This window comes from uncultured Dubosiella sp. (assembly GCF_964018005.1).
Lineage (GTDB): Bacteria > Bacillota_I > Bacilli_A > Erysipelotrichales > Erysipelotrichaceae > Dubosiella > Dubosiella muris.
This window is the reverse complement of record NZ_CAXHOA010000005.1, coordinates 140,888-159,366: the sequence shown is the minus strand read 5'-3', so window position 1 is coordinate 159,366 and position 18,479 is coordinate 140,888. Positions and strand designations below refer to the sequence as shown.

15 protein-coding genes are annotated in these 18,479 nt (G+C 49.7%); 7 read left to right on the top strand and 8 right to left on the bottom strand.

Annotated features, from left to right (window positions below; genetic code table 11):
* The first annotated feature begins 428 nt into the window (after nucleotides 1-428).
* Nucleotides 429-890: an IS200/IS605 family transposase gene (gene tnpA / locus ABNS49_RS05310; RefSeq protein WP_135979959.1), complete on the top strand. Its 462-nt coding sequence runs from the start codon at nucleotides 429-431 to the stop codon at nucleotides 888-890.
* 52 nt (nucleotides 891-942) lie between these two features.
* Here tnpA (ABNS49_RS05310) and ABNS49_RS05305 read toward each other — a convergent pair whose 3' ends face one another.
* The 4 genes from ABNS49_RS05305 to ABNS49_RS05290 form a co-directional block, all read right to left on the bottom strand.
* Nucleotides 943-2,160: an IS4 family transposase gene (locus ABNS49_RS05305; RefSeq protein WP_348688008.1), complete on the bottom strand. Its 1,218-nt coding sequence runs from the start codon at nucleotides 2,158-2,160 to the stop codon at nucleotides 943-945.
* Nucleotides 2,161-2,355: 195 nt separating this feature from the next.
* Nucleotides 2,356-3,369, bottom strand: a complete 1,014-nt coding sequence (locus ABNS49_RS05300; protein WP_277820869.1) for a TPM domain-containing protein — start codon at nucleotides 3,367-3,369, stop codon at nucleotides 2,356-2,358.
* Nucleotides 3,370-3,373: 4 nt separating this feature from the next.
* Complete coding sequence (locus tag ABNS49_RS05295) at nucleotides 3,374-3,994, bottom strand: LemA family protein (protein ID WP_135981303.1); 621 nt, start codon at nucleotides 3,992-3,994, stop codon at nucleotides 3,374-3,376.
* A gap of 23 nt (nucleotides 3,995-4,017) precedes the next feature.
* On the bottom strand, nucleotides 4,018-5,082 hold the full coding sequence (locus tag ABNS49_RS05290; RefSeq protein WP_135981304.1) for a TPM domain-containing protein: 1,065 nt from the start codon (nucleotides 5,080-5,082) through the stop codon (nucleotides 4,018-4,020).
* Between the two features lie 192 nt (nucleotides 5,083-5,274).
* On the opposite strand from ABNS49_RS05290, the gene ABNS49_RS05285 reads away from it, so the two are divergent.
* From ABNS49_RS05285 to ABNS49_RS05265, 5 genes are all read left to right on the top strand, one after another.
* Nucleotides 5,275-6,006, top strand: a complete 732-nt coding sequence (locus ABNS49_RS05285) for a hypothetical protein (protein WP_289108460.1) — start codon at nucleotides 5,275-5,277, stop codon at nucleotides 6,004-6,006.
* On the top strand, nucleotides 5,996-7,279 hold the full coding sequence (gene tig, locus ABNS49_RS05280; protein ID WP_135981306.1) for a trigger factor: 1,284 nt from the start codon (nucleotides 5,996-5,998) through the stop codon (nucleotides 7,277-7,279). Before ABNS49_RS05285 ends, tig begins: the two co-directional genes overlap by 11 nt.
* A gap of 61 nt (nucleotides 7,280-7,340) precedes the next feature.
* Nucleotides 7,341-9,644, top strand: a complete 2,304-nt coding sequence (gene lon, locus ABNS49_RS05275) for an endopeptidase La (RefSeq protein ID WP_135981307.1) — start codon at nucleotides 7,341-7,343, stop codon at nucleotides 9,642-9,644.
* Nucleotides 9,645-9,648: 4 nt separating this feature from the next.
* Entirely contained in the window at nucleotides 9,649-10,245 is a 597-nt protein-coding gene (gene yihA / locus ABNS49_RS05270) for a ribosome biogenesis GTP-binding protein YihA/YsxC (RefSeq protein ID WP_135981308.1), read from the top strand.
* Between the two features lie 168 nt (nucleotides 10,246-10,413).
* Nucleotides 10,414-12,690 carry a DNA topoisomerase gene (locus ABNS49_RS05265; RefSeq protein ID WP_135981309.1) on the top strand — a complete coding sequence of 759 codons (2,277 nt, stop codon included), beginning with the start codon at nucleotides 10,414-10,416 and terminating at the stop codon, nucleotides 12,688-12,690.
* A gap of 25 nt (nucleotides 12,691-12,715) precedes the next feature.
* Here ABNS49_RS05265 and ABNS49_RS05260 read toward each other — a convergent pair whose 3' ends face one another.
* From ABNS49_RS05260 to ABNS49_RS05250, 3 genes are all read right to left on the bottom strand, one after another.
* Nucleotides 12,716-13,759 (bottom strand): DUF5688 family protein, encoded by a 1,044-nt coding sequence (locus ABNS49_RS05260; RefSeq protein WP_135981310.1) that lies wholly within the window; start codon nucleotides 13,757-13,759, stop codon nucleotides 12,716-12,718.
* 253 nt (nucleotides 13,760-14,012) lie between these two features.
* Entirely contained in the window at nucleotides 14,013-14,474 is a 462-nt protein-coding gene (gene tnpA, locus ABNS49_RS05255) for an IS200/IS605 family transposase (protein ID WP_135979959.1), read from the bottom strand.
* 289 nt (nucleotides 14,475-14,763) lie between these two features.
* Nucleotides 14,764-16,242: a transposase gene (locus ABNS49_RS05250; RefSeq protein ID WP_290148464.1), complete on the bottom strand. Its 1,479-nt coding sequence runs from the start codon at nucleotides 16,240-16,242 to the stop codon at nucleotides 14,764-14,766.
* A 44-nt stretch (nucleotides 16,243-16,286) separates the two neighbouring features.
* Here ABNS49_RS05250 and ABNS49_RS05245 point away from each other — a divergent pair, with 44 nt between their 5' ends.
* Nucleotides 16,287-16,460: a hypothetical protein gene (locus ABNS49_RS05245; protein WP_348688003.1), complete on the top strand. Its 174-nt coding sequence runs from the start codon at nucleotides 16,287-16,289 to the stop codon at nucleotides 16,458-16,460.
* 47 nt (nucleotides 16,461-16,507) lie between these two features.
* On the opposite strand, the gene ABNS49_RS05240 is transcribed toward ABNS49_RS05245, so the two are convergent.
* Nucleotides 16,508-18,436 carry an NAD(+) synthase gene (locus ABNS49_RS05240; RefSeq protein WP_135981111.1) on the bottom strand — a complete coding sequence of 643 codons (1,929 nt, stop codon included), beginning with the start codon at nucleotides 18,434-18,436 and terminating at the stop codon, nucleotides 16,508-16,510.
* Nucleotides 18,437-18,479 lie beyond the last annotated feature (43 nt).

Genomic DNA, 18,479 nt, shown 5'->3' with positions numbered 1-18,479 from the left:
AAAGAGCTTTGCGAAGCAATGTCATTTAGTTAAGAAATGGCTTAACCATCTGGAGATTAATTTCCAGATGGTTTTTTTTGAAATGTGCACGACAAAAAACTGAAGTGTTGTCACTCCATTTTTTTAAGTTTATAATTTAACTGTTAGTCATAGCGATAGTTGAATCCTATCGCATTTTTGGGTTTTATCTTCCGCTCATTTTGGCGATTGTGGCGGACTGGTAGTATTTCTTTGGCTAACAATTCTTCGATATTGGGCAGATCCGTACTGCCCTTTTTCTTGTAACTCAAAAACCCCCAGATTGTCTGGGGGTCCAAAAAGCTTAAGCGGAGTGATCATGAAAGGCCCTCCTGGTTTAAACTAAAAACGTGGTCTGCCAACTACGAAAGAAGAAACCAGGAGGGCTTTATGCAATGAACACAAAGAATATGTCCAATGACTTACACAGTTTATCACACACAAAATGGAATTGTAAGTACCATATCGTGTTTGCGCCAAAGTATAGAAGAAAAGCATTCTATGATGCAAGACGATTGGAAATAGGAAAGATATTAAGGAATCTATGTGAATGGAAAGGAGTGAACATAATAGAAGCGGAAGTATGTTGTGATCATATCCACATGCTCATAGAAATACCGCCAAAAATGAGCGTATCTGGATTCATGGGGTATTTGAAAGGAAAGAGTAGCCAAATGATTTATGAAAAATGGTCAAACGCAAGATATAAATATCGGAACCGAAGTTTTTGGTGTCGAGGCTACTACGTGGACACGGCAGGAAAGAATACAAAGAAGATTCAAGAATATATTCAAAATCAGTTGAAAGAGGATCAAGTAGCCGAGCAACTGGAATTGGAATTTGAAGATCCGTTTACGGGAAAACGAAAATAAGTGCAATGGGCAGACCATGAAAGCGCGTTGACGCGCAGCTTTGAGAGCAGGGCTATGCCCGCATCTGAAAAACCACCGGCTTAGCCGGTGGATATTTATTTAGATAATCTCGAATCATATGATAGGCGCGGACATAATTCAATTGGTATTCATATTCCCGTTTTCTTTCTTTGATTCGCACCTCGTTGGTAATCCTTCTACAGAAGTTATATAGGATCAACCTTGCATAGATCTCCTGTTCGATCAGATTTCGCTTTTTTGAATGCAGGGTATTCAAGTCAAGATCATATTTCAAATCCCGATAGGATGTTTCGATTTCCCAGCGTCTATGATACAGTTCCTTTATTTCCGTTATTGTGAATTCGTCTTTATCCAGATTGGTAACGATACTCTCATATGTACCGTCACTGATTTCAAAACGGACAACTCGGAAACTCATATCATAGAATTCACTTTCGCCAAAATAATCGAATCGTTGATTTTTCGGTACGAATTTATAGATCTCAGGATGTGCCTTTATCTCCTTTGTCTGTCTCCTCGTCAATGTTCGTTTGACTGTCCTATCGAATTCGGTATCCGGAAAAGGACCAAAGCTTCGAAGCACACTCGTTCTTGAACCGATATCTTTGACCCGAATCAAGAATTTGTTTCCGGAATGATTGATTTGGGCGAACGAATTGAGTGATTCATAGCCTCGATCGGCAATGAATATGGCTTTTCTTCCTTGATATCGTTCAACGATCTGACGGAAAGCGCCATTTTCATCCATTACAGCCTGACCTTGGATAATGACATCTTCGTAGGTATGTTCCAACAGATCGTAGCTCGTATTGATATGGAAAGCAGAAAATGGAATGTTTGATTGATTGCCATTCATTATCGTCGTTTTTTCATCTTTGAATTCGTTACGGATAGGAAGAACGGTTCCATCCACAGCGATCAAGCGAAACCCCTTGAGTAGAGGAACGATATGGGTGTTTCGATTGAAAGAATCGAAAAGAGAGCGAAAAGCGTCGGGACGGATCTTGTCTCTAGCCTGTATAAAAGAAGAAGCTGTTGGTGTATCGAGATGATATCCGAAGAGTTTATAAATTTCATCTTTCAAGGAACCAGCTTCAAGAAGAATGACATTGAGTAAAGTATTACCAAAAAGATGTTTCCGTTTCCGGGTAAAATGTTTCATGGGATCAACGACAAAAAGAGAGCGGGAGCGATCCATAGTTTTGATACAGGAATTGAGATGTTTTTTCAAGGATTTAAAATTGTTCATAAGTAACCTCCAGACGAATGCCTATAAACAATTGGCCAAGTATCATGAATGATACTTGGCCACACGTTTTTGGATGGAAGTCAACAAAAATAAGAAAATTATCTAAAAAAAAGAGGGTACACTTTAAAATGTATCCTCTAAGACTGCCATTTCTTAACTAAATGACATTGCTTTGCGAAGCTCTTTTTTTGTGTGCTACCAGCTTCCGCCCGAGCCGCCGCCATTGAAGGAGCCGCCACCGCCCGAAAAGCCGCCACCCGAACCGCCGCCGGAAAAGAAGCCGTCGTCGTGGTCTGAGTCAGAGTTGATGCTGATCTGGGTCAGAAAAAACTGGTTCAAATATTTTTCGTTGTTCGCCGCGGAAACCGGTTTGTCGGTCACTTTCACGAACACATAGCGAATCCCCCGTACCGGATTTTCCAAGGTGATCCTCGCTTTTCCCAACGTGCGGGCGTACAGCACGCCATCCGCCACATCCACGATGTCGGGATGGTTGGATGTCGCCGTCGTGTCGGGATCCATGAAATTCCAGCCTGGATGGTGGAGCGTGAATCGCTCGCCTGGATGGAGCATGATCTTGCGGCGCGCCAGCGAGAGGAACACGATCGCTAAAATCGCTCCGACAACGCCAAACGTACCAAAGACAAGACCGAGGATCCAAACCGGATCGTCGTCGTCCTGGGCATACGCTTCCAGCTCGCCTTCGTCAATGCCGTTTTCGATGGCGTCGATCGTGCCGTAATACAAATCCCGGATGCCTTTGGCGTAGTCGCCTTCGCGAAAGGCGGGCACGAGATATTTTTGCTGGAGATGTTCGGTCGCGATATCGGTTAAAGTGCCCTGGATACCGCTGCCGGTCGCCATGAATCGCTGCTTGTCGTCGATGCTTACGAGGATCACGACGCCGTTGTCGAGCTTTTCATGGCCGACACCATAGTCGTTGCCTAGATCCGTGGCGGTTTTCATCGCGTCGGCTCCATGCAGGGAGTCGGTCGTGACGACGATGATTTGCGAGCCGGTCCGGCTGGCGAAGTCGCGTCCCGCTTCGTTGAGATCGCGCTCGGTTTGTTCGTCAAGGATGCCCGCGTAGTCGTTGATGTAGTCGTGGATCGCCAGCGTGTCCTCCTGTGCGAAAACCGGAGCGCTCAAAACAATAAAAAGAAGGAGTCCAGCAAGGACCGGACTCCAAAAACGCATTCCCTTTCGCATGGCTTTAATCGAATTTTACGACTGGCGCGTTTTGCGCGGCGGAAGACGCTTCGAATTTGTCTTTCGGCGTGAAACCGAATAAACCGGCCGCGATGTTGTGCGGGAACGAGCGGATGTACACGTTGTACGTTTGCACATCCTCGTTGTACGTTTCACGGGCGTATGAGATCCGGTTTTCGATGCCCTCGACGCTGGTCATGAAGTCTTTCATCAAATCGGTGGATTTCAGTTCCGGATACGCTTCCACCGCGATATTGATGTCGCGCAGCATTTGCGAGCTGGCGGCGTCCGCCTGCTCCAAGTCGGCCAGCGAAGCGTTGTTTTGGATTTGCATGTTGCCCTGGGCGTCCATGGAAATTCCCGGCGTGTTCGAGCGCAGCGCCGCGATGTCTTTATAGACGTCGTCCTCCTGGTTCATCGCGCCTTGCACGGCCGGCATCAGCTCGTTGATTTTGTCCAGACGGGACTGGAGCTGCGTTTGAATGTTGGATTGGGCGGTCGTGACTTTTTCGTCATAACCAACCATCGTGTTGTACGGTCCGACGACCGAGATGCCCGCGACCAGTGCGATCACGAGCACGACGATGAGCACAATGGCCCATCCTGGAAATTTTCTTCTGTTCATAAAGTACCTTTCTATGGGTTTGCTTACCAGCTTCCGCCGGATCCGCCTCCGCGGAAACCGCCGCCTCCGCCGGAGAATCCGCCTCCGCCTCCACCAAAGCCGCCAAATCCACCGCCGGAGCGCGGTCCCCGATATCCGCCGTTGTGGCGGCCGCCGAGCAGGCTGCCCAGAAGGAACGCGTCAAACACGTCGCTGTCGCGTCGTCTTCGGCCGCCGCTTGAATCGTGACGGGAAACGACGACGGTGTACGTCAAACGCGGTCCATCGAGTTTTTGGATGGTGATGCGCGTCTGGCCGATGTTGTGGGCGGTAACCATGCCATCCGGTGTGATGGAGGCGATGTTTGGATCGTCGCTGCCAACCACGACCGAATCGTTTTGAAAGTTCACGCCAGGCACGGTGAGCCGATATTGCTGGTGCGGCTTGAGATGGAGCGTCGTCTCTTGACGGGATGACGGTTTTTTCGTCAGCACAAACGCGCCAAGCACGAGCACGGCGCCAATCGCGAACAGCCCGGTCCAGTCAAAGGACGCCTGCTTGCGTTGTGTGACTGGCGCCTCGTTTGGCGCGAAATCCGAATCGTCGTCCAGACCATAGGCTTTGGCGATATGGTCGATCGTGTGTTCGTATAAATCGACAAGCCCTTTCGAATAATCGCCTTGGCGAAACGCCGGGACGAGATAATCTTGCTGGAGATGCTCGCAGTCGATATCGGTCAAATCGCCTTCCAGGCCGCTTCCGACCGCCATAAAGCGCTGTTTGTCGTCGATGCTGACGAGAATGAGCACGCCGTTATCGAGCTCGCCGCTACCAAGCTGGGCTTCGTTTGCCGAATCGGTGGCGACTTTCATCGCGTCGGCGCCATGCAGGGAGTCGGTCGTGACGATGACGACTTGCGCGCCGGTCCGGCTGGCAAAAGCCTCGCCTTGCGCGTTGAGATCGGCTTCCGTCTGTGGGTCGAGCACGTTTGCGTAATCGTTGACATAGCCGGTGATTGGAATCGTTTCCTCTCTGGCTTGGGCCGGCACGATCAGCAGAAGCAGGAACAGAAATGTCGAACAAACCCAACTGCTTATTTTTTTCAACATATCTTTTTTCTAATGTTCCTTTCGTGCCGATTATACCATGGAGAAAAAGGGGACTCAAATGGGAAGAAACGCTTTGGCTCATCTGGAGGAAAATGTCCGGTTTTATCAGGGGAAAGCGGTGTTTGACGGCGTTCTCTTCATTGCTTCTTAGCAATCCCTATGATATAATGCCAAGGTACGCAAGGAGGAACTGTGAATCCATATTATCAATCACTGTTAAACGATATCGAATCCATGATACAGGAAGGCCGGTTCGCCGACGCTCTGCGAATCGTCACGGAGGAATTGTCGATGCCGTATGTGGAGCGCGACGCGCTGGAAGCGCTGCGCGGCCGCCAAGCCGACTGCATGGCGCATGTCGATGTCGTTTCCAAACATAAGGAGTTCGACCTTGATGCATTGATCCGCGGCAGCGAAGCGCAGAAAGAAAAGGCGGTTTCCTTGTTGAAACAAATGAATCTGCGCCTGATGGAGCGGGAAGTGCAGACGCTGCTGGACAGCGATCTGGTCGACGAGTTCAAGGGCGAATTGATCGAAGCGCTGATGGAGCAGAAAATCGACACGCCGTATCATGTCGTCAAGGATGGTTTGGATGTCACATTCGTACCGGGCGCGATCATCAAAGCCGACGAGGATCCGTCGATCGTTGAAGCGCGCCGGCTGTTTGAGACGTGGTTTTCGAACGATGACCCCGCGTTTTGTAATTTCTGCAATCGTCTGCTCGATCAGGAAATCTACGAAACCAGACCGTTTGATTTTTCGGACCTGGACGCGCTGCCCTTGGCGAAGAGCATCGTGCGTCTTGTTTACGAAGCCATGGGGCAAAACGACGAACTGCTCCGATTCGAGCAAGCGAATGGATTGGAACAGGTCGAGAACTACACATTAGCAATTGAAAAGCGAGGAGATAACCATGAAATGTAGTTGGACATTAGACAAAGACTCAACAGGTGTATTGACTGTTGAAGTGGAAGGCGAGATCTGGGAGAAAGCGCAGAAGAAAACTTTTTCGAAGCTGAAATCCGGACTGAATATCAAAGGATTCCGGAAAGGGCAGATCCCTGACCAGATGGCAAAGAAATACATCGGCACAGACCATATTTGCGCGGCCGCGGTTGACGAAGTTGCCAACGAGGCCCTGCAGGAAGGCATCAAGGAATTCAAACTCGACCTTGTGGCTCGTCCGGCACTCGATGTCAAGGAAATCAACAAGGACAAAGCCGTGCTTGATTTCACATGCACCGTATCTCCGGAAGTAAAACTGGGCGACTACAAAGCGATCCGGGTGAAGAAACCGGAAGTGGAAGTCACAGAAGAGGAAATCGACAACGAAGTAAAACGGATCCAGGACCGGTACGCGGACTGGGTGATCCGCGAGGACGAGGAGCCGGCGCAAATCGGTGACCAGGTCACGATCGACTTTGTTGGCGAAAAAGACGGCGTTCCATTCGAAGGCGGCGCCGGAAACGACTATCCGCTCGTTTTAGGATCCAACACGTTTATCCCTGGATTTGAAGACCAGCTGGTTGGCGTGAAGGCCGGCGAGGAAAAAGACATTGAAGTGACATTCCCTGAAAACTATCAGGCGCCGGATCTGGCCGGACAAGCCGTGATTTTCAAAGTGAAAGTTCACGATGTCAAATACAAGGAGCTTCCGGAAATCAACGACGAGCTCATCGCCAACTTGAAACGCGAGGGTGTGGAAACCGTTGAACAATATAAAGAGGAAGCGAAAAAAGAGCTTCTTTCCCACAAAGAGCAGGAAGCTGAGAAGAAATTCACCGACGAAGTGCTCGCACAGGTTGTTGACGGCGCAATCGTTGACATCCCTGCGGTGATGATTGATAATGAAGTAGACCGGATGTATCAGCAGTTCGAGCAGAGAATGCAGAGCTCTGGATTCACGGCAAAACAATTTTTGGAAGCTACGCATCAAACAGAGGCCGATATCAAGGAGCAGATGCGCAACGAGGCTGCCAATCGTGTAAAAACGACGCTTGTACTGGAAGCGGTAGCCAATGCCGAGGACTTCAAGATCGACGAAGCCGCCATTGATGAGCAATACAAGCTCATGTCCGACATGTACCAAATGCCGGTTGAGCAGATCAAGGCGATCATCGTTCCGGAAAATATCGAATACGACCTCAAACAGCAAAAGGCCATCGATTATTTGAAGGAAACGGCACAATCTGAATAATCCAATCGAAAAAGGCGCGTCGCGTCTTTTTTCGCTAAAGCCCAAAGAAAGGAGTGGCTATATGAGTGATAAAATTTATCCATTGATTTGCACTCGGGGCGTGATTCTTTTTCCAGATCAGGAAATCGTAATCGACGTAGGAAGAGAACAATCCCTGAAAGCGATCGAAAACGCTCAGGACAACTATGACGATCAAATCGTTTTGTTTTCACAGCTGAAAATGGAACGGGAAAACCCGACGGAAAACGATATTTACACGGTCGGGACGCTGTGCGAAATTCGTCACGTACGGCGGTTTGATAAATTTTTGCGCGTGAAGTTCAAAGGACTGGAACGTGTCAAGTTAAAGCAGTGGATCGACGGATCCTTGTCGGAAATGGCCCATGTTGAGCTGATGCCAAGCGTTCGCCAGGACGAAACGGAAGAAAGCGCGCTTGTGCGGATGGTGGCCAGCGCGTTCGAGCAAATGCATCCCGGCGAGCGTTTCGTTTCCAAAGATTTAATGATCGAGCTTTCGCGCGGCGTGGGAGCGGACGCGTTGTCCGACAAAGCCGTGGCGGCGTTCCCGCTGACGGTGGAGCGCAAACAGCAATACCTGGAAACGACGGGGATCAACGACCGCCTCGTGATGCTGCTGCAAGACTTTGAAAAAGAAAAGAAGATGTCCGAAGTCGAGAAGAAAATCAACGACACGGTGAAGGAACGCATCGACCAGGGGCAAAAAGACTATTATTTGCGTGAAAAGATGCATGCGATCCGCGAAGAGCTCGGCGACATCGTCGAAGCGGACAAAGACGCCGACTCGATTCGCAAGCGCCTTGAGGAAAATCCATATCCTGAATACATTAAGGAAAAAGTCAAAGAGGAGCTCATGCGCTACGAAATGCTCCCGCAAGCCAGCGGCGAGACAGGCGTCATCAAAACGTACATCGACTGGCTCGTGGAACTGCCTTGGTGGCAAACGACCGAGGACAACGAAAACCTCGACTCGGCCCAGCAGATCCTGGACGAGGATCATTATGGACTGGCCAAAGTCAAAGAGCGGATCATGGAGTATTTGGCCGTAAAACAAATGACCAACTCGCTGAAAGCGCCAATCATCTGCCTTGTCGGCCCTCCGGGCGTTGGAAAAACGTCACTGGCCAAAAGCGTGGCCAGAGCGCTGGACCGCAAATTTGTGAAGATGTCGCTTGGCGGCGTGCGCGACGAAGCGGAAATCCGCGGCCATCGCCGCACGTATTTGGGCGCCTTGCCTGGCCGGATCATCCAGGGGATGAAGAAGGCTGGCGTCATCAATCCGGTGTTCCTCATCGACGAGATCGACAAGATGGCGTCCGACTACAAAGGCGATCCATCGAGCGCGATGCTCGAAGTGCTGGATCCGGAGCAAAACAGCATGTTCTCCGACCACTACATCGAGGAACCATACGATTTGTCGAAAGTGCTGTTTATCGCGACAGCCAACTATTTGGAAAACATCCCGCCCGCTTTGCAGGACCGACTGGAAATCATTCAGCTAAGTTCCTATACCGATATTGAAAAAGTCAACATCGCCAAGGAGCATTTGCTTCCAAAACAAATGAAGGAAAACGGCTTGAAGGAAGGCCAGCTCGTCGTGGACGAGGATATGATTTTGTATTTGGTGCGCTATTATACGCGCGAAGCCGGTGTGCGGCAGCTGGAGCGGACGATCGCCAACATTTGCCGGAAAACCGTTCTTGCGATTCTCAAAGATAAAAAAGAGTCGATCGTGCTCGACCGAAAGCTTGTCCACGACTGGCTGGGCAATGAAAAAGTCGACTACGGCAAAAAGGAAAAAGAAGACCAGGTGGGTACCGTCACCGGTTTGGCCTACACGTCGTTTGGCGGGGATATTCTGCAAATCGAAGCCAACCGTTTCGAAGGCAAAGGCCATTTGATCCTGACGGGCCAGCTTGGCGACGTCATGAAGGAATCAGCCAGCATCGCGCTGGATTACATTCGCTCGCACGCCAAAGAGTACGGCATTGATCCAAAAATCTTCGAGAAAACGGATATCCATATCCACGTGCCGGAAGGTGCGGTGCCAAAAGACGGCCCAAGCGCCGGCGTGACGATGACGACCGCGCTGGTATCGTGCCTTTCGGATCGCCCGGTCAAAGCCAATCTAGCCATGACCGGCGAAGTCACGCTGCGCGGCAACGTCCTGCCAATCGGCGGCTTGAAAGAGAAATCGCTGGCGGCGCATCGTTCCGGCATCACGACGATCCTCATTCCAAAAGGCAACGAGAAGGATCTTGAGGAGATCCCGGAGGAAGTGAAAGAAGCGATCACGTTCATTCCGGTCAGCACCGCTTCCAAAGTGCTGGAGCACGCGCTCGTCTAAGCGTATGAAAAGCGAGTTTTTAACAAGCGCCGCCGGCCGCCAGGACTGGCCGGAATCCACACGGCCGGAAATCGTCGTCGTCGGACGAAGCAATGTGGGAAAGAGTTCGTTTATCAACGCGTTCACGAACCGCAAGAAGCTGGCCTATGTCGGCAACACGCCCGGAAAGACGCGGCTGATCAACTTTTTTACGATTGACGACCAATGGACTCTGGTGGATGTGCCCGGCTATGGATACGCGAAAATGTCCAAAGCCCAGCTGGAAAAGCTGGGAAAGATGATGGACGACTACTTTTTGCATCGGGAAAATATCGCGGGGGTCATCCAGCTTGTCGATGGACGGCACGAGCCGACCGCCGACGATGTGGATATGGTGCAGTTCTTTCGGGAAATGGGGTATCCCGTCATTATCGGCGCGACGAAAATCGACAAGGTGCCGAAAACCAAACGAATCGCGGCGTTAAAAAAGATTTCCCAAAAGCTTCAGTTACCGCTTGCGAGCGTTTGTCCGATTAGCAGCGTGGAGAAAACCGGATTCGACAAGGTGCAAAGCCTGATCGACGAAAAGCGGCAGCACTTTGAGCAAAAAAGAGAAAAATAAAAAGGAAATCCTTTTGAGGCGACATCGCGTGGCGGGCTCGATCCGTTGGCGCGAATCGCCTCTTTTTTGCGAGGAAAGGAAAAGAAAACGGGCGAAAAACAGACGATAATCCATCTTGAAAACGGATAATAGTTGCCATGATTCGGCCCAAGATGCTAGTATACCTGTATGATTGGAATTTTAACAGAGAAGGCCAGCGCCGCTCGAAACTTTGAAAAGGCGCTCGGCGGCAAAGAAGGAACTTACAATGGAGAGGCGTATCGCATCACGCACGCCAGAGGGCACTTGTACGAATTGTACGATCCCTCGCAGCAAGTCGACGAAGCGCTCCAAAAGAAATATAAATCTTGGAACACAAAAAACCTTCCGTGGAAACGAGAGGATTTTTTGTGGAAAAAAAAGGAAACAAAAGACGCCGTGGACATTTTAAAACAAATCAAAGCCGATTTGAAAGGATGCGACGAGCTTATTATCGCGACCGATGACGACCCATCCGGGGAGGGAGAATTGCTTGCGTGGGAAATCATCGACGGACTCGCTTTGAAGCCGAAAAAGATTTCACGCATGTACTTTGTCGACGAAAGCAAGCCATCCATTCAAAAAGCGTTTGTCGAACGCAAGCCGCTCGACCAGAAGATGGACAGGGATCTTGATTTCGTCAAGGCGGATTTCCGTTCCAAATGGGATTATTTGTCGATGCAGTTTACGCGCATCGCCACCGCCAACGGCGATGGCAAGTCGGTGCTTCGGCAGGGACGGCTGAAATCGGCCATGGTCAAGATGGTCGGGGATCAGCTTAAAAAAGTCGAAAGCTACAAAAAGGAGCCGTTTTACGAATTGCGGTTCAAAGACGAGAATGGCAATATGTTCATCAAGTCGAAAGCGGCCCGGTTCAAAACGCCGGAGGAAGTCGATATCGCCATCGAATCCAGCCCGGTTGTCGTCGACTCGACGACATTGAAAAAGACGCCGCCGCCCCGCTTGCTTGATTTGGCGGGATTGTCCGCCCAGCTCTCCACCCAGGGGCTGAAAGCGAAAACAGTTTTGTCCACGTACCAGAAAATGTACGAGGATCAAATCGTCAGCTATCCGCGAACCGAGGATAAGACGATCACGCCCGAACAGTTTCAGGAGCTGCTTCCCCTGGCCGACCAGATCGCGCAAATCGTCGGCGTCAAGCCCGAACTGCTTACGTATCGCAAAGCGAGAGCGTCGCACGTCAAGGCGCAGGGAGCGCATGGTGCCAACCGGCCAGGGCCCAACGTGCCTAAATCGTTATCCGATTTGAAAAAGTACGGAGCGGGTGCCGAAAAGATTTACGTTTTGCTCGCGAAAAACTTTTTGGCGATGCTGGCGCCAAACTACGAGTACGAACAGCAAAAAGGCCATCTGGAAAAATATCCGGATTACAAAGCGACAACCGATATTCCAAAATTCAAAGGATGGAAAGCGGTATACAACGCTTCCGATTCCAGCGAAGAAGAGGAAAAGACGAATAAGAAGCTAGGCACCCACGCCGATCCTTTCACGTACGAAGGATTCCCGCCAAAGCCTGTGGCGCCAACGATGAAGTGGCTGATGAAACAGCTCGCTAAATACGAAGTTGGAACCGGCGCGACGCGCACGAGCATTTACGCGGATGTGACCAACGCCAACACGCGCTTTCCTTTGCTTGTGGAAACACGCGGCAAGCTGTCGATGAGCGAGTATGGGAACATCTCGTACCAGCTACTGCCGGGAACGAACATCGGCAATTTGGAAATGACGGAACAGCTTGTCAAACAAATGCAAAAAGTCGGTTTGGGCCAGGCCGATCCGAACGCGTTTCTCGATCAAATGGAACAGCTCGTTATGCAAGACCTCGAGCAAATGAAAGAGAACGGGAAAAAAATCGTTCACAAAACATACGAGCGCAATCCGGACGACTACGTCAAAACGACAATCGACGGAAAGGAAATCGAGTTTAAAAAAGAATTTTCGGGCACCGTCTTCACCCCGGAACAAATCGAGGCACTCAAAAACGGGGAAGTGATCGAGGTGCAGTTTAAAACCAAAGCCGGACAGGAAGTCAAAGCGAAAGGAAAACTCGAAGAGCAGACATTTAAAAAACGAAAGTTTTATGGCTTCAAGCCTTCCGAGTATTTCGATCTGGACGGCAATCCGGTCAAAGACGAAACCGAATACGTGGAATGCACCTGGAATGGCAATCCCGTCAAGTTCAAACGAGTTTTCGGCCAGCATCGGTTCACGGACGAGGAAGTCGAAGCGCTTGTCGCCGGCCAGCAAATCACGACAGAGTTCTTATCCAAAAAAGGCAAGCCATTCAAAGCCAAAGGAAGTCTGCAGGAGCAAGTGTTCCGCGGCCATAAGTTTTTTGGCTTTAAAATCGAAGAGTTTGAAAAGAAGCCAGCTAAATCAAAAAAAGCGTCGAACGAGGAAGCGTAAATTCCTTTCGACGCTTTTTTCTGTCTTAATGAAGGAGATCTGAATCCTTCTCTTGCAACATCTGGACCGAGCCGATGGCGATTTTTTCATCCGATTCCTTGTCGCCGATTTCGAAAAGCACCGGTTCGAAATCCTCGCTGGTATAGTCGCTGGCAATGCAGGTAACCTTCTTTTTATCTCGTTCGTACACGAACAAGTCGTTGGACAGCACATCGCGCGGATCCACCGTCAATGGATTGGCGTTGGAAGCCGCGATCGTCTGAAGCATTCCGCGCTCGTTTTCCTGACCCGTTTTCGCGTAGATGAGAACTTCGTGAATGGAAGAAGGGAAAATATAGAAATCGCTGCCGAATTGCTCGCCGATTTGCGCGAGCACGTCATCCCGCAGCAAGACGCGCGCTCCATTCAAATACGAATCCAGCGTCAAAATGTATAGCCTGTGTCTTTTCAGCGGCTTTTTTGACACCAGCAAATTGTTACGCTCCTTCAGGGCGTTGCCGATCTTCACAAGCAGCGGACGCTCCGCCTGCAGGTTTTTTAACGCCTGCGCATGCAAGGTTTCCTTGGAAATATCCAGCGTTTCGAGCATTTCCGGCGCGATGTCCGCCGACTGCAAGCTTCCCGCGACATGGCCGATTTTGACCCGATACGTCGCGACAAGCGGGCCGCATATAGGGGTGTACACGCCATGCTGACGCAATGGCTCGCAAAGAGAAAGGTCGCGCAGACGAATAAACACGCGTTCGCGCATCGCTTCGTAGGACGTGAGAAGGGAAGAAAGCTGGTCCGTTTTTGGCATTTGGCGACAGACGGCACGCAGCTGGGCGGCCACGTCCTGAAGCAGGCTGTCCAGGTTGTTTTCGCGCTTTAGACACGTCTTGATGACTTCCACTGGAATTTGGATCCCAAAGCCATGGCCCGACAACGTGACGCTGACCGCCTCGTATTCGACGTTTTCCTTGCGCATCGTGTGGAACTCGACTTGAAAACGTTCCTTCTGGTCGCCAAAAAACAACGGTAGCCGCGTTTGGATGAGATCAACGATCTCTTTTTGATTGATGTTTTTCATGAATTGATTTCTCCTTTGAATGAAAATAAGCATAAATAAATAAATTCGATCGGAATGATCGTACAAAAATAAAAAGAATTCATAAGAAGGGAATTGGAATGTCGTTTTCAAACGACAAGATTACTTTAGCACATCTTTAGCAAATAGGGAAGAAATAAATATCCACCGGCTAAGCCGGTGGTTTTTCAGATGCGGGCATAGCCCTGCTCTCAAAGCTGCGCGTCAACGCGCTTTCATGGTCTGCCCATTGCACTTATTTTCGTTTTCCCGTAAACGGATCTTCAAATTCCAATTCCAGTTGCTCGGCTACTTGATCCTCTTTCAACTGATTTTGAATATATTCTTGAATCTTCTTTGTATTCTTTCCTGCCGTGTCCACGTAGTAGCCTCGACACCAAAAACTTCGGTTCCGATATTTATATCTTGCGTTTGACCATTTTTCATAAATCATTTGGCTACTCTTTCCTTTCAAATACCCCATGAATCCAGATACGCTCATTTTTGGCGGTATTTCTATGAGCATGTGGATATGATCACAACATACTTCCGCTTCTATTATGTTCACTCCTTTCCATTCACATAGATTCCTTAATATCTTTCCTATTTCCAATCGTCTTGCATCATAGAATGCTTTTCTTCTATACTTTGGCGCAAACACGATATGGTACTTACAATTCCATTTTGTGTGTGATAAACTGTGTAAGTCATTGGACATATTCTTTGTGTTCATTGCATAAAGCCCTCCTGGTTTCTTCTTTCGTAGTTGGCAGACCACGTTTTTAGTTTAAACCAGGAGGGCCTTTCATGATCACTCCGCTTAAGCTTTTTGGGGGGCTGTAACGAATCAGTGATTTTTAGAAATCACTAGAGCGTTGCAGCTCTTTTTTTCTTTGCTTCTTTCGAAAATGACAGAATCTATGCCAAAAAGAAAAGCGCGCCTCATTTTTTGGCGCACTTAAAAAGAAATATCACTTTTTCTGCTTTTTTCGATTGATTTTATGGTTTCAGGCTTCGCACTGTTTCTTCTTTGGAAACTTGCTCCTGTGATATCGGCGCAGATTATGACCGATTGATACAAGTAGAAGCTCCAATTTGACGCCGGTTTCTCCTCGACGGCGGAATCGGTCGTATTGATAATCCTGCTTGATCTCTCCGAAGATCCCCTCCGCCTGGACACTTCGTTGCGTCATCAGCTCTTTTCCTTCGTCCTTAGCCAGGTTCGCTTTGACTTCTTCCTGATACTCGATCAGTTTTTCAGTGATTTTCAAAGTACGCCCTTTTTTGGCTTTCGTACATTTCGCTTTTAACGGACAATCCGGACAATGCGCATTTTGATAGTGTTTGGTCTTTCGTTCATATCGTCCTCTTTTATCCGTGGTTTCCTTGATGAATGTAAAGGTGTGGCCGGCTGGACAAAGGACTTCTCCTTGTTCATCCGGTTTCATCTGATAGCTTTTGAACCGGTTTTTATCTGTGACCTTTTCCTGCTCTTTTCGATATGTGTTGTACTTCATGAAAAGCTCGATATGGTGTTCTTTACAATACGAATAATTGTCGTAGCTTCCATAGCCGGCATCGGCCGGTGTTTTCGTTGGATAGTCGCCATAGGCTATATTGTATCCTTCCATGAACGGGATATAGGTGTTCAGGTCATTGGCGTCGCTAGACACATAGATATGGCGGATATAGCGGTTGCTGCTTCCCATCTGGACATTGTATCCGGGCTTGAACACATTGGTGTGATTGTAGTAATCGTATTTCATGTGCATGAACGTAGCGCCTGGATCCGTTTTGGAAAAACTGTTTCTTCCATCGGCCAGCCGATAGTAGATCGAGTATTTCAGAATCTTATCCGCGTCTTCTTCAAAGCCTTCCTTAAAACGCTGGAAAGGATGTTTTCTTTGTCCTTTGCCATGTTTTGACTCGATTTTCCTCTGATTCATGAGTCCCTTGATCGTGTCGACGATCTCGACAAGATATTCGAAAGAAAATTCCTTCAATACCGAAAGTTTGACGGGGACTGCTTCTTTCTGGCAGTATGCATTGAAAGCTTTGATGCGTTCCATAATCTTCACCCAGCGCTTTTGACGATACTTCTTCGTTGAGCGCATCCATACGAAAGTCATCTTGTTGGCGTTGGCCTCAAATTTGGTGCCGTCGATATAAAGGATGTCGGTATGGATGTCGTCATGGGCTTCAAAATAACGATTGAACTCGACAAAAAGATCTTCTAAAGACATCCGAAGATTGTTGGCGATGAAGCGTTGAAAAGCCATAAAAGAAGGGGTGAGGCCATCCATGATGAATTGAAAACGAATATCGAATTTACACAGATCCTCAAGATCGCGAAGAGAAGCGTAGCCTTTGAGGGTATAAGCTAGAAGGATACATTGGAGCAATTTCAAACCATCGTAACCGCAGTCATGACGGGAAGAGAAGTCGATATATTTAAACACGTTGACTCCCTCTACGACTTCCTTCACGGTTCTGGAGATATCATCCCGAGGGATGGAATCATCATAAACAAATGACAAAGGGAATTGAAAAGATGGCTGAAGTGCGTTACTATGGACTAGGTATTTTGGCACACATAAATAATACCAAAAAAGGCCGGGTTGATGATCATTTTGATATCAACTCGGTCCTTTTTTTATTTCGGGAGCCGGATATTTTTTTACTTACCCGTTACAGCCCCTTTTGAGTTACAAAAAACCGTTTCCAAACGGAAACGGCAAAAATCGGGGTTCCTTAGTCGATTTGATCGAGTTCGGCCATCCACAGCGAGCGGTCCGCGTCGCTTGGCATGCGCCAGTCGCCACGCGGGGAAAAGGAAATCGAGCCGACCTTGACGCCATCGGGCATGCAGTTGCGCTTGAACTGCTGCGTGAAGAAGCGGCGGTAAAAAGTCGTGATCGCCTGCCGGATCGTTTCTTTGGACACTTTCGGAAACGCCAGACAGCATAACGCGAAAATCTTTTTCGGCGATTCATGGAACCGAAGCATATGGTACAGGAAGAAATCATGCAAGTCGTAGCTGCCGAGCACTTCTTCCGTTTTCTGGGCAATCGTTCCATCCTGCTGGGGCGGGAGAAGTTCCGGGGACACCGGCGTGTCGCAAATATCGAGCAGCACGGTGGCCAGGGCGGTATCGCCTTCCTGCTGCGCCTGGATCGCGACGGATTCCACGATATAGCGCACAAGCGTTTTTGGGACCGAAGCGTTGATGGCGTACATGGACATATGGTCGCCGTTGTACGTGCACCAGCCAAGCGCCAGCTCCGACAAGTCGCCCGTTCCGATGACGATGGCGTTGTGCTTGTTCGCCAGATCCATTAAAAGCATCGTCCGGTAGCGGGCTTGCGAGTTTTCATATGTAATGTCGCGCGTGCTCTCGTCGTGGCCGATATCCGCGAAGTGCTGGCGCACCCCGTCCACGATCGAAATTTCCCGGGCGCTCGCGCCTAAGATTTCCATGAGCTGGTCGGCGTTCGACTTTGTGCGCGCCGTCGTACCAAATCCAGGCATTGTGATTGCGTGGATATGGCTTGGCTCATAGCCGAGCATATTGAACGCTTTGGCCACGACAAGCAAAGCCAAAGTCGAGTCCAGTCCGCCGCTGATACCAAGCACCACGTCGGTACAGCCGATTTTTTTTAGCCGGGTCGCCAGCGCGCACGCCTGAATCGTTAAAATTTTGTGGCAGCGCGCGATGCGCTGGTCGATATCGGACGGCACAAAAGGATAAGCGTCGATGCGCCGCGTCAGCTCGATGGTTTCCGGAACGGAAGAGGAAAACTCGACGACGCGATAATCCGCCAAAGCCGGCTGTTCCAGGCTCGTTTTAAAGTGGAGCCGGTCGGTGCGTAAATGCTGCAAGTCGATTTCGCCATACAAAACGGGTTGCGGATCGTACAGCGTCGTCTGCGCTAAAATCGCGCCGTTTTCCGCGATAAGGTCGTGACCGCTGAACACAAGATCCGAGCTGCTTTCATCCCGTCCCGCGCTGGCGTACACATACCCGCTGTACGTGGCGGCGGACTGGTGGCGGACAAGCTCGCGGCGATAGTCGTCTTTGGCGATGACTTCGTTGGATGCCGAGCAGTTGACAAGAACGTTGGCGCCGGCTAGCGCATGGTTCGAGCTCACCGGAATGGCGACCCACAAGTCTTCGCAAATTTCGATGCCAATGCACGCTTTGGAGGCGCGGTCCAAAAAGAGGATTCGATCGCCTACAGGAACCGTTTGGTTACCCAGCGTGATTTGACGCGTCTGGATTTCGCGCGCCGGCGTGAACCAGCGCGGCTCGTAATATTCGTTATACCCGGGAATGTGGGATTTGATATAGACGCCAAGCACCTTTCCGTTGAAAAGGAACGCCGCGCCGTTGATGAGCTTTCCTTCGACAACGAGCGGGACGCCAACGACGCAAGCCAGGTTGGCGGGCAGCTCTTTGGCCATGCGAAGCAGCTCGGCTTGCGAGGCTTCCAGCAAAGCTTCCTCGTAAAACAAGTCCTGGCAAGTGTAGCCGCTGACGGCCAGCTCGGGAAAGACGACCAGCTGGGTGTCGGTGTCTAGCCCGCGGGCGATTTCCAGCATGCCGTCGACGTTTTTTTTCGGGTTGCCAATGTGGACAGGCGGTGTCGCCGCGGCGACTTTGTAGTAGTTGAAACGTTTCATAGTGACTCCTTTATGAAAAGAAAGCCATCCGCTAGGATGGCTT

Excerpts from the sequence above, each read along its gene's own strand:
- tnpA (WP_135979959.1), top strand. The coding sequence starts at position 429 with ATGTCCAATGACTTACACAGTTTATCACACACAAAATGGAATTGTAAG.
- ABNS49_RS05305 (WP_348688008.1), bottom strand. The coding sequence starts at position 2,160 with ATGAACAATTTTAAATCCTTGAAAAAACATCTCAATTCCTGTATCAAA.
- ABNS49_RS05300 (WP_277820869.1), bottom strand. The coding sequence starts at position 3,369 with ATGCGAAAGGGAATGCGTTTTTGGAGTCCGGTCCTTGCTGGACTCCTT.
- ABNS49_RS05295 (WP_135981303.1), bottom strand. The coding sequence starts at position 3,994 with ATGAACAGAAGAAAATTTCCAGGATGGGCCATTGTGCTCATCGTCGTG.
- ABNS49_RS05290 (WP_135981304.1), bottom strand. The coding sequence starts at position 5,082 with ATGTTGAAAAAAATAAGCAGTTGGGTTTGTTCGACATTTCTGTTCCTG.
- tig (WP_135981306.1), top strand. The coding sequence starts at position 5,996 with ATGAAATGTAGTTGGACATTAGACAAAGACTCAACAGGTGTATTGACT.
- lon (WP_135981307.1), top strand. The coding sequence starts at position 7,341 with ATGAGTGATAAAATTTATCCATTGATTTGCACTCGGGGCGTGATTCTT.
- yihA (WP_135981308.1), top strand. The coding sequence starts at position 9,649 with ATGAAAAGCGAGTTTTTAACAAGCGCCGCCGGCCGCCAGGACTGGCCG.
- ABNS49_RS05265 (WP_135981309.1), top strand. The coding sequence starts at position 10,414 with ATGATTGGAATTTTAACAGAGAAGGCCAGCGCCGCTCGAAACTTTGAA.
- ABNS49_RS05260 (WP_135981310.1), bottom strand. The coding sequence starts at position 13,759 with ATGAAAAACATCAATCAAAAAGAGATCGTTGATCTCATCCAAACGCGG.
- tnpA (WP_135979959.1), bottom strand. The coding sequence starts at position 14,474 with ATGTCCAATGACTTACACAGTTTATCACACACAAAATGGAATTGTAAG.
- ABNS49_RS05245 (WP_348688003.1), top strand. The coding sequence starts at position 16,287 with ATGACAAAGGGAATTGAAAAGATGGCTGAAGTGCGTTACTATGGACTA.
- ABNS49_RS05240 (WP_135981111.1), bottom strand. The coding sequence starts at position 18,436 with ATGAAACGTTTCAACTACTACAAAGTCGCCGCGGCGACACCGCCTGTC.